This window comes from Kineococcus sp. R86509 (assembly GCF_042466365.1).
Taxonomy (GTDB): Bacteria; Actinomycetota; Actinomycetes; order Actinomycetales; family Kineococcaceae; genus Kineococcus.
In genome coordinates this window covers 1,024,127-1,038,271 of sequence record NZ_JAXHCE010000001.1, presented here as the reverse complement: position 1 = coordinate 1,038,271, position 14,145 = coordinate 1,024,127, and the positions used below count along the sequence as shown (strand labels likewise).

The following is a 14,145-nucleotide window of genomic DNA, read 5'->3' as shown; positions in this document are numbered from 1 at the left end:
GGACGCACGAGAGCGCGGACCGGTCCGGGGACCTGTCCGCGCTCTGGGTGGTGGGTCAGGCGGTGAGCCCGCGGGTCGGGCGCAGCAGCTTGATGACGAGCAGGACGCTGGCGATGATCGTCACGGCGGCGAGGGTGCGCCAGCCGACGGTGAGCACCACGCGCTGGAACTCGACGCTGGCCTGGGTCAGCCAGTACCAGGCGCCGACGGAGGACGCGACGACGGAGCCGACGATGGTGGCGAGCAGGGCGCCCGCGCCGCTGCCGCTGCGCTTGCCGGCCTCGGCGGCGGCCTGGTCGGCCCAGAGGTCGCGTCGCTTGCCGAGCAGGTGGGTCACCCAGGACTTCGCGGTGTTCCAGCCGGAGAACCACAGCCACATCTCACCGGGCAGCCAGAGCACGGCGAAGAGGTAGTCGGCGCGGGTCCGGTGGGGGGAGAGGTGGGCCATCTTCAGCTGGTAGAGCGCCGCGAGGGCGGTCGGGGTGATCCACCACCAGGACCAGACGAACTGCGAGACCGACAGCGACGCGGCGAGCAGGGCGACGAAGGCGAGACGCATGACGACGTTGAGGCCCAGACCGATGTGCTGCAGCCAGAACGGCAGGGTGCGCTTGGACAGCGGCATGCTCGTCATGAGCGAGATGAGCCCGGCGTTCCACTTGGCGCGCTGACCCGAGAGGGCGCGGACGGTCGGCATGGCGCCGACCTGGGCGCGGGCGGTGGCCGACATGACCGTCGTCCAGCCGATCTCCTGCAGTTCGAGGCCGAGCTGCGCGTCCTCGGTGGCGGTCTCGTTCGTCCACGGCGCGGGACGGTGGTGGCGGCGGGTGACCTCGTCGATGGCGCTGAAGCGGAAGGCCGAGCACTGACCGCCGACGATCGTGGTCTTGCGGGCACGTTCGTTGGCGCGGACCTGGAACTGGGTGAAGTCCATCTTCTGGGCGCGGACCAGCTGGCGGTTGAACCAGCCGCCGGTGCCCTCGGCGAAGTGGTACTTCGCCGACACGGCGGCGGCGCTGGGGGTCTTCAGCAGCTCGGCCTCGAGGTCGGCGAGGCAGTCGGGGTCCAGCACGACGTCGGCGTCCATGCTGACCATGACGTCGAAGGCGCCGCCGGCCAGGAACTCCGCGTACCCGGTGGCGAGGGCGCCGACCTTGGCGTCGGTGTTGCCGACGGTCTCGATGACCTTGACGCCGCGGTAGCGCTTGGCGATCTTCACGGTGGCGTCGGTGCAGTTGTCCGCGACGACGACGATGAGGTCCGGGGTCCGCGACTGCGCCATGAGCGACTCCAGGCACGCCTCGATGTCCTGCTCCTCGTTGTGCGCGGGGAGCAGCACGGCCATCTTGGCGGTGCGGCGGGTGGCCGGGCGGTAGCGCAGCCGGTGGATGGTGACCTCGAGGGCACGGCGGGCGGTCACCGCGGTGTCGGCGATCCGGTCGGCGATGCTCGTCCGGGGAGCCGGCACGCTCAGGCGCGGCACGACGGTGCCTTCGACGACCCGGGGTTCGGGCTGGACCAGCAGGGGGGCGAGGTCTTGGACGGCCATGGGGGTTCCTCCGGGGGCGGGGGGAGTTCGGGGGTGCAGTGCGAGGGGCTCATCAGTGACGTTAGGTAGCCGATTGCTGCACCAACAGCTCCGTTCCGCCGCTAGAGGTAACGCTGCGGTGATGAACAGACCGCTTGGACCCCTGGTTGTCACCCGGAGTGACGTCACCTCACGCAACCCTTGACGGCTGGTGACCGGAGTCGCGACATCCGTGACTGCCGGTGCCGAACGGGGAAGACCTGGACCTCGGCGACGGTTACCATGACCGCACAGGCGTCGATCCGGCCATCACCGGTGAGCCTCCGGAAGAACGGCCGCACCACCCAGCGGGTGGGACGGCTCACTAGAACCGGACGGGTGCGGCCCGTGACAGCCGGACGAGAGGTCGTCGTCGTCGGTCCTTCGGGGCGGTCGGGGACGGCAAGCGGGGTGGTACCGCGGCACCGCCGGCCCCGGCGGGAGTCGTCCTCGTGGCTGGAAGCATCAGTCGAGGAGACGCACGTGTCGCAGGACGTCACGCCGCCGGACGAGACCACCACCGTGGCCCCCGGGGACACCAGCGAGGCCGGCAGCAGCCCCCGCTTCCCCGAGATCGAGCAGCGCATCCTCGACTCCTGGGCCGCCGACGGCACCTTCCAGGCCAGCGTCGACGCCCGCAAGGGCTCCGCTGCGGGCGAGTTCGTCTTCTACGACGGCCCACCCTTCGCCAACGGCCTGCCGCACTACGGCCACCTGCTCACGGGCTACGTGAAGGACCTCGTCCCCCGGTACAAGACCATGCGCGGGCACCAGGTCGAGCGGCGCTTCGGCTGGGACACCCACGGCCTGCCCGCCGAGGTCGAGGCCGAGAAGCAGCTCGGGATCACCCACAAGTCCGAGATCGACGAACTCGGCGTCGCCGCCTTCAACGCCGCCTGCCGCACCTCCGTGCTGAAGTACACGAAGGAGTGGGAGGAGTACGTCACCCGCCAGGCGCGCTGGGTCGACTTCGACAACGACTACAAGACCCTCGACACCGACTACATGGAGTCGGTCATGTGGGCCTTCAAGACGTTGTGGGACAAGGGCCTCGTCTACGAGGGCTTCCGCGTCCTGGCCTACTGCTGGCGCTGCGAGACCCCGCTCAGCAACTCCGAGACCCGCCTCGACGACACCTACCGCAACCGGCAGGACCCGGCCGTCACCGTCGGCTTCCGCCTGCTGGGCGACGGGTCCCACGACGCCCTCGACGGCGTCCTCGCCCTCATCTGGACCACCACCCCCTGGACCCTCCCGAGCAACCTCGCCATGGCCGTGCACCCCGACCTGCGCTACGTCGTGGTCACGGGCACCGGTGAGCACGAGGGCCGCAGGTTCCTGCTCGCCGAGGACCGCCTCTCCCACTACGCCCGCGAACTCGGCGAGGACGCCGCCGAGCGCGTCGTCGGCCGCTACCGCGGTGAGGAACTGCTGGGCCGGCGCTACGTCCCGCCCTTCGACTACTTCGCCGGCCGCGAGAACGCCCACCAGGTCCTGGCCGCCGACTACGTCACGACCGACTCCGGGACGGGGATCGTGCACATCGCCCCCGCCTTCGGCGAGGACGACAAGCTCGTCACCGACGCCGCCGGCATCGTCCCCGTCGTGCCCGTCGCCTCCAACGGCACGTTCACGGCCGAGGTCACCGACTTCGCCGGGATGCACGTCTTCGACGCCAACAAGGAGATCAACCGCGCCCTGCGCGACGGGGTCCCCAGCGGTGCCCTCCTGCTGCGGCTGGAGACCTACGACCACTCCTACCCGCACTGCTGGCGCTGCGGGAACGCACTGATCTACCGCGCCGTCTCCAGCTGGTTCGTCAAGGTCACGGCCATCCGCGACCGCATGGTCGAGCTGAACGAGGACATCACCTGGGTCCCCGAGCACGTCAAGCACGGGTCCTTCGGCAAGTGGCTGGAGGGGGCGCGCGACTGGTCGATCAGCCGCAGCCGCTACTGGGGCAGCCCGATCCCGGTGTGGATGTCGGACGACCCGACCTACCCGCGCGTCGACGTGTACGGCTCGCTGGACGACCTCGAGCGCGACTTCGGCGTGCGCCCGGCCGACCTGCACCGCCCCACCATCGACGACCTCACCCGGCCCAACCCCGACGACCCGACCGGGAAGTCGACCATGCGCCGGGTCCCGGAGGTGCTCGACTGCTGGTTCGAGTCCGGGTCGATGCCCTTCGCCCAGGTGCACTACCCCTTCGAGAACACCGAGTGGTTCGAGAGCCACTACCCGGGCGACTTCATCGTCGAGTACATCGGCCAGACCCGCGGCTGGTTCTACACGCTGCACGTGCTCGCGACCGCGCTCTTCGACCGGCCCGCGTTCCGCACCGCCGTCTCCCACGGCATCCTGCTGGGCGACGACGGCCGGAAGATGAGCAAGTCGCTGCGCAACTACCCCGACGTGTCCGAGGTCCTCGACCGCGACGGCGCCGACGCCATGCGCTGGTTCCTCATGAGTTCCCCCGTCCTGCGCGGCGGGAACCTCATCGTCACCGAGCAGGGCATCCGCGACTCCGTCCGCCAGGTCCTGCTGCCGCTGTGGAACACCTGCTCGTTCTTCCAGCTGTACTCCGGGACCTCCAGCCACACCCCCCGCTGGCGGACCTCCTCGCCCGACGTCCTCGACCGCTACGTCCTCGCGAAGCTGCACGACACCGTCGTGGCCGTCACCGCGCAACTCGACGTCTACGACATCGCGGGGGCCTGCGAGACCTCCCGGCAGTTCCTGGACTCCCTCACCAACTGGTACGTCCGGCGCTCGCGGTCGGCGTTCTGGGACGGTGAGTCCGACCGGGCCAAGGACGCCTTCGACACTCTCTACACGGTGCTGGAGACGACGACGCGGATGCTCGCGCCGCTGCTCCCGCTGTTCTCCGAGGAGATCTGGCGCTCGCTGACCGGCGGACGCTCCGTCCACCTCACCGACTGGCCGGACGCGATGGACCTGCCCAGCGACCCGGCTCTCGTCGCCGCCATGGACGAGGCCCGCGTGACCTGCTCCAACGCGCTGGCGCTGCGCAAGGCCAACGGGTTGCGGGTGCGGTTGCCGCTGAACCGCCTCGAGGTCCTCGTCGCCGATCCGGCTGCCCTGCAGCCGTTCGCCCAGCTGGTGGCTGACGAGGTCAACGTCCGCGAGGTCGCCCTCGGGCCGATCGAGAAGGCCGTCGAGTACGGCGTCGTCGCGAAGCTGACCGTCAACGCCCGCGCCGCCGGACCCCGCTTGGGCAAGCAGGTGCAGCAGGCGATCAAGGGGTCGAAGTCCGGGGAGTGGGAAGAACGTCCCGACGGGACCGTCGTCGCCGGCGGGATCGAGCTCGTCGAGGGCGAGTACGAGCTGAGCACCGTCGTGGAGGGCGTCGACTCCGGTCTCGCCACGGCGGCCCTCGCCGGTGGGGGTTTCGTGGTGCTGGACACGACCGTCACCCCGGAGCTCGCGGCCGAGGGCATCGCCCGCGACGTGATCCGGCTCGTCCAGCAGGCCCGGCGCGACGCCGGTCTGCACGTGTCGGACCGGATCCGGCTGACGGTCGCGGCGGCCGGCCCGGTCTGGGAGGCGCTGGTGACCCACCAGAACCTCGTCGTCGAGGAGACGTTGGCGCAGCAGTTCGGGTCCAGCGGTTCCGTGGCGGCCGTCCCGGCCGGCACGGCGACGCTGGTGGGGCAGGTCGAGGGGCACGAGGTGCGCATCGTGGTGCAGAAGGCAGAGACGATCTGATGAGCGAAGGACCGCTCGACCCGTTCGAGAACGAGGACGAGGATCTCGACGACCTCATGGGGCCGCTCTCGGACGACGACGAGGGTGAGGAGGGGTTCGGCACCGACGGTCTCCGCCGCGGCCGGGTCCCGCAGGACCGTCGCCCGCCGTCCCGGGAACCCGGGGCGGCGGTCGCGGCCGCGAACCCCGGACCGCCGGTGGAGGACGACCCGCGCTTCGACGAGGTCGTGGTGCAGATCCTGTCCCGCAACCCCGAGCACCGGATCCACCCGACCCTGGAGCGCGTGCGCGAGGCGTGCGCGCTGCTGGGCGATCCGCAGAACGCCTACCGCGTCGTCCACCTCGCCGGCACCAACGGCAAGACGTCGACGGCGCGGATGGTGGAACGCCTGGTCCGCGAGCACGACCTGCGCACGGGCCGGTTCACCAGCCCGCACCTCGTCGACATCACCGAGCGGATCTCCATCGACGGCGACCCCATCACCCACGCGGCGTTCGTGCGGGCCTGGGACGACGTCGAAGCGGTCGTCTCGATCGTGGACGCGAAGGCGGCCGAACGCGACGAACCGCGGCTGAGCTTCTTCGAGGTCCTGACCCTCATGGCGTTCGCGGCCTTCGCGGACGCCCCCGTGGACGTCGCCGTCATCGAGACCGGGCTGGGCGGGACGTGGGACACCACGAACGTCGTGCAACCCGACGTCGCCGTCATCACCCCGGTGTCGATGGACCACGAGACGTGGCTCGGGTCGACGCTGGAGGAGATCGCGGGCCAGAAGGCCGGGATCGTCAAGCACGGCTCGATCGTCGTCCTCGGCAAGCAGGAGGAGGAGGCCGCGGCCGTGCTCATGGCCAAGGTCGCCGCGGAACGCGTGAACGTCGTGCGGGAGGGGATGGACTTCGGGATCGAGGAACGGACCCTGGCCCACGGCGGGCAGCTCGTGTCGTTGCGCACCCGCGGCGGTACCTACACCGACGTCTTCCTCCCGCTGCACGGGGTGCACCAGGCCGAGAACGCCGTGACGGCGCTGAGCGCGGTCGAGGCCCTGCTGGCCATGCCGGGCGGGACCCTCATACCGGGTCTGGTCGAGGCCGCGTTCGCCGACGTCACCTCACCGGGGCGGATGGAGGTGCTGCGGAACTCGCCGTTGATCCTCGCCGACGCCGCGCACAACCCGGCGGGTGCGCAGGCCCTGGCCGTCGGCATCGCCGAGGCCTTCACGCTGAGCCGCCTCGTCGGGGTCATCGCGATCATGGGGGACAAGGACGTCGAGGGAGTGCTCAGCGCGCTCGAACCCGTCCTGGCCGAGGTCGTCGTGACCCGGTCGAGCTCCCCCCGCGGGCTGGAACCCGCCGAACTCGGTGAGATCGCCGAGGACGTGTTCGGCGAGGACCGGGTCCACGTCGTGGAACGCCTGGACGAGGCGATCGCGACCGCCGTCGACCTGGCCGAGTCGGAGTCGGGCGCCGGCGGTGGCATGGGCGGTTCCGGTGCCGGGATCGTCGTCGCGGGTTCGGTCGTCCTCGTCGGGGACGCCCGCGCGCTGCTGGGGAGGAGGACGCAGTGAGACGGTCCACGAAGCGGATGTTCGCCGCCACGACGTTGATCTGCGAGGCGATGCTGGTGTTCTTCGCGACCCTCGTCGCGTTCGCCCTCGAGCCGATCGGCCAGCGCCACACCAGCTACCTCGTCGTGGGCGGCGTCCTCATGCTGCTCTGCGTGCTGTGCGCGGGGATGCTCCGTTCCCGCGCCGGGTACGCGCTCGGCTGGGTGCTGCAGGCCGTGATGATCGCGGGCGGGTTCGTGGTGCCGATGATGTTCGGCATCGGGGTCGCCTTCGCCGTCATCTGGTTCTTCGCGCTGCGCATCGGTGCTCGCGTCGACCACGAGAAGGCCGAGGTGGCCCGCCGCCTGGCGGACAACCCCTGAGCACCACCCCTCCCGACCCGTGGTCCCGCTGGGAAACCCCGCAAGATCACAGATCGGGAGGGGGAGGTCGGCGTCAGCGCGCGGTGGCGGCCTCGTCCATGTCCTCGAGTTCGCGGCCCTTCGTCTCCTGCACGGCGCGGCGGACGAACACGAAGGACAGCAGGGCGATGACGGCGTAGAGGCCGTAGGCGTACTGCAGGCCGAGCTTCGCCAGCGACGGGAAACTGGTGGAGACGGCGAAGTTCGCCAGCCACTGCGCGGCCGCGGCGACGGCGAGGCCCGCGGCCCGGATCTTGTTGGGGAACATCTCCCCGAGCAGGACCCACACGACCGGACCCCACGTCGCGCCGAAGGAGATGACGTAGACGTTCGCGGCGACGATGCCGACGATGCCCCAGTGGCCCGGCAGGCTCACGTCGTCCCCGCTGCCGACCGACTGCGAGAACGTGACGGCCATGACGGCCAGGGAGACGAACATCCCCGCCGACCCGATGGTGAGCAGCGGTTTGCGCCCGATCTTGTCGACGGTCGCGATGGCGATGAACGTCACGACGACGTTGGTCACGGAGGTGATGACCGAGGTGGTGAGGGCCTGCGACTCCTCGAAGCCCACGGCCTTCCACAGCGTCGTGGAGTAGTAGAAGATCACGTTGATCCCGACGGCCTGCTGGAACACCGAGAGCAGGATGCCGACCCAGACGATGGGCAGCAGACCGAACCGCGGCCCGCGCAGGTCGCGCAGGCTGGGGTCGTCCTCGCGCTTCATCGAGTTCTTGATCTCGGCGACCTTGCGCTGCAGGGCCTCCAGGCTGCGGTTGCCGAGGACCTCGCGCAGCACCTCGGTCGCCTTCTGCGTCTCGCCCTGGGCGATGAGGTAGCGCGGCGACTCCGGCACCTGCAGGGCCAGGAACGCCCAGACCGCGGACGGGATCACGCCGACGACGAACATCCAGCGCCAGGCCTCCCAGCCCAGCCACGTCGTCTGCGACGCGTCACCGGCGGTGTTGGCGATGAAGGCGTCGGAGAGCAGGGCGGCGAAGATGCCGACGGTGATGGCCAGCTGCTGCAGGGACCCGAGGCGACCGCGGAGGTAGGCGGGGGCGACCTCGGCGATGTAGGTCGGGGCGATGACGGAGGCCACGCCGACGCCGAGACCACCGACGACGCGCCAGAGGATGAGGTCCCACACCGCGAAGGCGAAGGCCGAGCCGACGGCCCCGACGGCGAAGAGGACCCCGCCGATGACCATCACGGACTTGCGGCCGAACCGGTCGGCGATGCGGCCCGCGAACCAGGCCCCGACGGCCGCACCGAGCAGGGCGCAGGAGACGGCGAAACCGGAGAGCCACCCGGACAGGGCGAACTTCTCGGTGACCGCGTCGACGGCCCCATTGACGACGGAGGTGTCGAAACCGAAGAGGAAACCGCCGATGGCGGCCACGATCGAGATCAGCACGACCTTGGTGGTCGCGTGCTGCTGCTCCTCGCTGTCGCGGGCGGAACCGCTCGCGTCCTGCTGCGACATGGGGTGGGGGTCCTCTCAGGGTGCGCGTGGCGCCCCGGCCGGAGCCCGTCGTCGATCTTCCTGCCGCACCTGCCTCACCGCACCCCGAGAGCGGTCAGGCGTCCTCGCCGCGGGCGGTCGCGAGGTCGTGCGCGGCGATGTCCACGTCCTCCTCCGCACGGCGGGCGGCGTCGATCAGCCCGGCCAGCGCGGACCCGTCGGGGATCCGGGCGGAGCGGGCGGCGTAGGCCTTGCCGAGCGACCTCGCCTCGGCGGCGAGCTCGGCCATCACCGTCGCGGCCTCGTCGCGGGCGGCGCGCAGCGCCTCCTCCTGGGCGGTGGTGTCCTCACGGTCGTGACGCAGCGGCACAGCGGATCCCTTCCTCGCAACGGGGCCCACATCCTGGCACCGTGTCCGATCCGTTCAAGACACCCCGCGCGGCGCGCGGCAGGCTCGTCGCCATGAGCACACCGACCGTCGTCCCCCGGCTCGACCTCGTCGGCCTCGTCGTCGCCGACATGGCCCGCGCGCTGGCCTTCTACCGCCGGCTCGGTCTCGACCTGCCCGCGACGGCGGACGCCGAACCGCACGTCGAGGTCACCCTGCCGGGTGGTCTGCGGTTGGCCTGGGACACCGAGGAGGTCCTGCGGTCCTTCGACCCCGGCTTCGAGCCCGCCCGGGGTGGGAACCGCAGTGCCCTCGCCTTCGACTGCGCCAGTCCCGCGGGCGTCGACCAGGTGTTCGCGGACCTCACGGCCGCGGGGGCGCCGGCGCACCTGGTCCCCTTCGACGCGGTGTGGGGCCAGCGCTACGCCGTGGTCCTCGACCCCGACGGCGGCTCGGTCGACCTGTTCGCCGCCCTGGGCTGAAACGACCGCGGCGATGTCCCCGTGAAGGCCCGGACCTCGCGCGCGAGGTGCGCCTGGTCGGCGAACCCGGCCTCCTGCGCGACCCGGGACGCGCTGAGCCCCGAGCGCAACCCCGCCACCGCGCGCTGCAGGCGCAGGACCCGCGCGAGCACCTGGGGCGGGTAGCCGAAGGCGGTGAGACTGCGCCGGTGCAGCGTGCGCACCCCGAGGCCCAGCGCGTCGGCGACCTCGGCGACGCTGCGCCCGCCCGCCAGCAGCCGGACCGTCGCGACCGTGGCGGGGTCGCGCGGGGGAGCCTGCGCCGCGATCTCCTCGAGCGCGGCCCCCGCGTGGACGGCGCGCGCGACCCGCTCGACGAGGTCCCGTGCTCGCACGGGACCCTAGAGGTCGGCGAGGGGGACCCGCTCGTCGCGCAGCGCGTCGCCCGGCACGCCGAGGAACGACGGTGCGTGGCCGGGGGCGAAGCGCAGTCCCGTCCAGCGCACCGCCGGGTCCCCTTCCACCGTCTGGGCCCGGGTGTCCGGGCCGGCGACCAGCAGTTCGCCGTCGCCTCCCTCCGCCCGCCAGAGCAGGTCGATGCAGCCGTCGGGCAGCACGAGTCCGCTCGAACGGTCGGCGGCGCTGCTCGACCAGACCCGGGCGCCGGGGACCAGCGACGCACGTTCGCGGTACACGTCCTCAGTTCAGCGCAGACCACCGACCCGCGTCGAGCGCTCCGGGAGCCGGACCGGGCCACGTCGGCACGGCCTGGCGCGCAGTCGTGTCATCGCCGTCGTCAGCACCTCCCGGACACCGGCCGCGGTGGCGCCGCGCTCGCCGGGGACGACCACGGGGACCTCGACCAGCCGGTACCCGCCCTGGTGGGCCCGGTGGGTGGTGTCGACGCGGAAGGAGGAGCCCCGCGAGGTGAGGGCGCTGATCCCGATGCCGAGCAGGACCTCGCGGCGGAACCCGCGGAACCCCGTGGTGACGTCGCGCACCGGGAGTCGCAGGACTGCGGCGAGGCACGCGTTCCCCGCGCGGGACACCAGCGGACCCAGCCGGTGGTCGTCGGCCACGGCGAGGGTGGTGGGGGCGGCGAGGTGGCGGGAGCCGAGCACGAGGTCGGCGTCCTCCAGCGCGGCGAGCACCGCCGGGAGCCGCTCGGCGGGGTGGGCCAGGTCCATCGTCACGAGGACCTGGTAGCCGCGTTCGAGACCCCAGAGGAGTCCCTCCCGCTGGGGCGTGCCCACCCCCTTCCCGCGGCGCCGGTGCAGCAGGTGCACCTCGAGGTGGCTGCGGGCGAACTCCTCGACCAGGTCGGTGACCGCGTGGTCGTCCTCCTCGAGCACCACGAGCACCTCGACGGGGGCCGCGGCCAGGACGCGCCGGAGCGACCCGATCACGGCGCTCCGCCCGTGAGCCGGGACCACGACCAGGGTGGCCGGACAGTCCACGGTCCTGGTTCGGAGCCGTCGGCCGCCCGGATGGGTCGGTCCACTAGGGTCGTTGCCGTGGCGACTGAAACGAACCTGCAGCGGACCCTCGTCCTCGTGAAGCCCGACGGCGTGCGGCGCAACCTCTCCGGGGAGGTGCTGCGGCGCATCGAGGCCAAGGGCTACACCCTGGTCGCCGTCGAACTGCGGACCGCGACCCCGGAACTCCTCGCCGGTCACTACGAGGAGCACCAGGGCAAGCCGTTCTACGAACCGCTCGTGGAGTTCATGCTCTCCGGCCCGGTGCTCGCCGCGGTCGTCGAGGGCCACCGCGTCATCGAGGGCTTCCGCTCGCTGGCCGGCACCACCGACCCGACGACCGCCGCGCCGGGCACGATCCGCGGCGACCTGGGCCGGGACTGGGGCCTGAAGGTCCAGCAGAACCTCGTCCACGGGTCCGACGCCCAGGAGTCCGCGGCCCGCGAGATCGGCCTCTGGTTCCCGAACCTCTGACACGGCGATGAGTTCTCGGGCAGTCTGAGGTCGAAGGATCGAGAAGGCCGGACGGACGGCCTCAGACCTCGGGAGCACTCATGCGCATGGCCTTCCTCAACGTGCCGGTCGCGAGCAAGGAGGCCTCCAAGGCCTTCTTCTCGGCGCTCGGGTTCGCGCCGAACCCGCAGTTCGAGAGCGACGACACGGCCTGCATCGTGATCGAGGAGAACATCTTCGTCCTCATCCACGAGCCCTCGCGCTGGAAGGACTTCCTGCACTCGGAGTCCGCCCCCGCAGGGACGACCGAGTACATGCTCGCGCTCTCGGCCGACTCCCGCCAGGAGTGCGACGACCTCGTGGCCAAGGCGCTGGCGAACGGCGGGTCCGTCTACGGCCCGGCCACGGACCTCGGCTTCATGTACGGCACCAGCTTCCGCGACCCCGACGGTCACGTCTGGGAGGTCAGCTGGATGGACCTCGCGGCGGCTGAGGCCGGCAGCATCGGCGAACCCGCCTGACCACCCGCCCGGTCCGCGATCTCGCGGGGAAGACCTGCACGATCGCGGACCGGGAAGGTCAGGGACGGGAGCGCACGTACTGCGCCCACGCCGTCTCGACCGCGGCGAGGGCGGTCTCGTCCTGCAGCGACGTCACGTCCCCGCCGGAGCGACCGGCGGTCATGTCGGCCATCAGCCGGCGCATGATCTTCCCCGACCGGGTCTTCGGCAGGTCCGGCACGACGACGACGTCGCGGGGCTTCGCGATCGCCCCGACGGCGCGCGCGACGTGTTCCCGCAGTTCCGCGCCGACCCCGTCGGAGGGGCCCGTGCCGCGGAGGATGACGAACGCCACGATCCGTTGACCCGTCGTCTCGTCCGGCGCCCCGACGACGGCGGCCTCGGCCACCCGCGGGTGCGACACGAGGGCTGACTCGAGTTCGATGCTGGAGAGCCGGTGACCCGAGACGTTCAGGACGTCGTCGATGCGGCCGCCGATCCAGATGTAGCCGTCGGCGTCCTTGGTCGCGGCGTCCCCGGCCAGGTACCAGCCCTGGGCGGCGTAGGGCTCCCAGTAGCTCGTGACGAACCGCGCGTGGTCGCGCCACACCGTCCGGGCCATCCCGGGCCAGGGTTTCGTGATGACCAGGACGCCCTGCTCGCCGGGGGCGACCTCCTCACCCGCCTCGTCGACGACGGTCGCGGAGAACCCGGGCAGCGGGACCGTCCCGGAACCCGGTTTCAGCGGGGTGACGCCGGGCAGCGGAGCGACGACGGCCGCCCCGGTCTCGGACTGCCACCACGTGTCGACGATGGGGCAGCGTCCACCACCCACGTTGCGGTGCAACCACGTCCACGCCTCGGGGTTGATGGCCTCGCCCACGGAACCCAGCAGCCGCAACGACGACAGGTCGAAGCCCGCGGGCAGTTCCGGACCGTGCTTCATGAACGTCCGCACCAGGGTGGGGGCGGTGTAGTAGATCGTCACGCCGTACTTCTCGATGACCTCGAAGTGGCGACCGGAGTGCGGGGTCAGCGGTGAGCCCTCGTAGATGACCTGGGTGGTCCCGTTGGACAGCGGGCCGTACATCTCGTAGCTGTGCGCGGTGACCCAGGCGAGGTCCGCCTGGCACCAGTAGACGTCGTCGTCCTTGACGTCGAACACCGCCCAGTGCGACCAGGAGGTGTGGGTGAGGTACCCGCCGCTGGTGTGCACCAACCCCTTGGGTCGCCCCGTGGTCCCCGAGGTGTAGATGATGAACAGCGGGTTCTCGCTGTCGAAGCTCGGCGCGACGTGCTCGACCGGCTGGCGGTCGACGAGTTCGTGCCACCAGACGTCGCGGCCCTCCGTCCAGGGGACGTCCGGCGTCGCCTCCCCGGTGCGGCGCAGCACGAGGACGTGCTCGACGTGGTCGAGCCCCTCGACGGCCGCGTCCGCGGCTCCCTTCACCGCGACGGCGCTACCCCGCCGGAACTGCCCGTCGGTGCAGACCAGGAGCTTCGCGCCGGTGTCCTCCACCCGGAACCGCAGCGCCTCGGCGGAGAAACCCCCGAACACCAGGCTGACGACGGCGCCGATGCGCGCGCACGCCATGGTCGTGACGATCGTCTCGGGCAGCACCGGCAGGTAGAGGACGACGCGGTCGCCGTGCCCGATCCCGAGTTCCTCCAGCGCGTTCGCGAGCCGGCAGACCTCGTCCTGCAGCTGCGCGTAGCTGATGGTGCGGGAGTCCCCGGGTTCGCCCTCCCAGTGCAACGCGACCTTCTCGCCCCGGCCCGCGGTGACGTGGCGGTCGACGCAGTTCACCGCGACGTTGAGCCTGCCGCCCGTGAACCACTGCGCGGTCGGCAACGTCGAGCCGTCGAAGACGGTGTGGAACGGCTCGTCCCACTGCAGCCGCCGGGCCTGTTCGGCCCAGAACGCCTCGGGGTCCGCGGCCGCGCGCTCGTACTCGCCCGCGCCGACGTTGGCCTGGGCGCTGAACTGCGCCGACGGCGGGAAGACGAGGTCCTGCGCGGGGTCGTCCAGGGGCGTGCTCGTCATGCGGTGCGTCCTCACGGGCGGGGCGGTCGGCGGACCGGCCGTCGGCCGGCTTGGCCGCCAGGGTAGCCGCGCCGTAGGCTCGGACCGTGGAGAGCAC

The 14,145-nt window shown here is 71.6% G+C and carries 11 protein-coding genes and 1 pseudogene; 6 read left to right on the top strand and 6 right to left on the bottom strand.

Annotation, left to right across the window (positions count from 1 at the left end):
• Window positions 1-55: 55 nt before the first annotated feature.
• Window positions 56-1,549 (bottom strand): glycosyltransferase family 2 protein, encoded by a 1,494-nt coding sequence (locus SJY07_RS04905; protein WP_328295361.1) that lies wholly within the window; start codon window positions 1,547-1,549, stop codon window positions 56-58.
• A gap of 540 nt (window positions 1,550-2,089) precedes the next feature.
• Here SJY07_RS04905 and ileS point away from each other — a divergent pair.
• Genes ileS through SJY07_RS04890 form a run of 3 tightly spaced genes read left to right on the top strand, consistent with a single transcriptional unit; the run spans window position 2,090 to window position 7,223 of the window.
• Window positions 2,090-5,296, top strand: coding sequence for an isoleucine--tRNA ligase (ileS, locus tag SJY07_RS04900; protein ID WP_380162172.1), 3,207 nt, complete (start codon window positions 2,090-2,092; stop codon window positions 5,294-5,296).
• On the top strand, window positions 5,296-6,861 hold the full coding sequence (locus SJY07_RS04895; RefSeq protein WP_380157388.1) for a bifunctional folylpolyglutamate synthase/dihydrofolate synthase: 1,566 nt from the start codon (window positions 5,296-5,298) through the stop codon (window positions 6,859-6,861). The genes ileS and SJY07_RS04895 overlap by 1 nt, the downstream gene beginning before the upstream one ends.
• Window positions 6,858-7,223, top strand: coding sequence for a DUF4233 domain-containing protein (locus SJY07_RS04890; RefSeq protein ID WP_380157386.1), 366 nt, complete (start codon window positions 6,858-6,860; stop codon window positions 7,221-7,223). The genes SJY07_RS04895 and SJY07_RS04890 overlap by 4 nt, the downstream gene beginning before the upstream one ends.
• A gap of 73 nt (window positions 7,224-7,296) precedes the next feature.
• On the opposite strand, the gene SJY07_RS04885 is transcribed toward SJY07_RS04890, so the two are convergent.
• Both SJY07_RS04885 and SJY07_RS04880 read right to left on the bottom strand, forming a co-directional pair.
• A complete protein-coding gene (locus tag SJY07_RS04885; protein WP_328295365.1) occupies window positions 7,297-8,748 on the bottom strand; it encodes a sugar porter family MFS transporter in 1,452 nt (483 codons plus the stop codon).
• A gap of 94 nt (window positions 8,749-8,842) precedes the next feature.
• On the bottom strand, window positions 8,843-9,097 hold the full coding sequence (locus tag SJY07_RS04880; protein ID WP_380157384.1) for a hypothetical protein: 255 nt from the start codon (window positions 9,095-9,097) through the stop codon (window positions 8,843-8,845).
• A 92-nt stretch (window positions 9,098-9,189) separates the two neighbouring features.
• On the opposite strand from SJY07_RS04880, the gene SJY07_RS04875 reads away from it, so the two are divergent.
• Window positions 9,190-9,597, top strand: coding sequence for a VOC family protein (locus tag SJY07_RS04875; protein WP_380157382.1), 408 nt, complete (start codon window positions 9,190-9,192; stop codon window positions 9,595-9,597).
• Here SJY07_RS04875 and SJY07_RS04870 read toward each other — a convergent pair.
• Together SJY07_RS04870 and SJY07_RS04865 are read right to left on the bottom strand one after the other, a co-directional pair.
• Window positions 9,537-10,271: pseudogene (locus SJY07_RS04870) on the bottom strand (helix-turn-helix domain-containing protein). The gene SJY07_RS04875 and the pseudogene SJY07_RS04870 overlap by 61 nt on opposite strands.
• A 9-nt stretch (window positions 10,272-10,280) precedes the next feature.
• Window positions 10,281-11,009, bottom strand: coding sequence for a glycosyltransferase (locus SJY07_RS04865; protein WP_380162170.1), 729 nt, complete (start codon window positions 11,007-11,009; stop codon window positions 10,281-10,283).
• A gap of 81 nt (window positions 11,010-11,090) precedes the next feature.
• Between SJY07_RS04865 and ndk the strand changes: the two genes are divergently transcribed.
• A complete protein-coding gene (gene ndk / locus SJY07_RS04860; protein ID WP_380157380.1) occupies window positions 11,091-11,525 on the top strand; it encodes a nucleoside-diphosphate kinase in 435 nt (144 codons plus the stop codon).
• A gap of 80 nt (window positions 11,526-11,605) precedes the next feature.
• A complete protein-coding gene (locus SJY07_RS04855; protein WP_380157378.1) occupies window positions 11,606-12,025 on the top strand; it encodes a VOC family protein in 420 nt (139 codons plus the stop codon).
• 58 nt (window positions 12,026-12,083) lie between these two features.
• On the opposite strand, the gene acs is transcribed toward SJY07_RS04855, so the two are convergent.
• The gene (acs, locus tag SJY07_RS04850) at window positions 12,084-14,048 is read right to left on the bottom strand and encodes an acetate--CoA ligase (protein ID WP_380157376.1); all 1,965 of its coding nucleotides are present in this window, start codon (window positions 14,046-14,048) and stop codon (window positions 12,084-12,086) included.
• Window positions 14,049-14,145 lie beyond the last annotated feature (97 nt).

Excerpts from the sequence above, each read along its gene's own strand:
- SJY07_RS04895 (WP_380157388.1), top strand. The coding sequence starts at position 5,296 with ATGAGCGAAGGACCGCTCGACCCGTTCGAGAACGAGGACGAGGATCTC.
- SJY07_RS04875 (WP_380157382.1), top strand. The coding sequence starts at position 9,190 with ATGAGCACACCGACCGTCGTCCCCCGGCTCGACCTCGTCGGCCTCGTC.
- SJY07_RS04855 (WP_380157378.1), top strand. The coding sequence starts at position 11,606 with ATGCGCATGGCCTTCCTCAACGTGCCGGTCGCGAGCAAGGAGGCCTCC.
- acs (WP_380157376.1), bottom strand. The coding sequence starts at position 14,048 with ATGACGAGCACGCCCCTGGACGACCCCGCGCAGGACCTCGTCTTCCCG.
- SJY07_RS04885 (WP_328295365.1), bottom strand. The coding sequence starts at position 8,748 with ATGTCGCAGCAGGACGCGAGCGGTTCCGCCCGCGACAGCGAGGAGCAG.
- SJY07_RS04905 (WP_328295361.1), bottom strand. The coding sequence starts at position 1,549 with ATGGCCGTCCAAGACCTCGCCCCCCTGCTGGTCCAGCCCGAACCCCGG.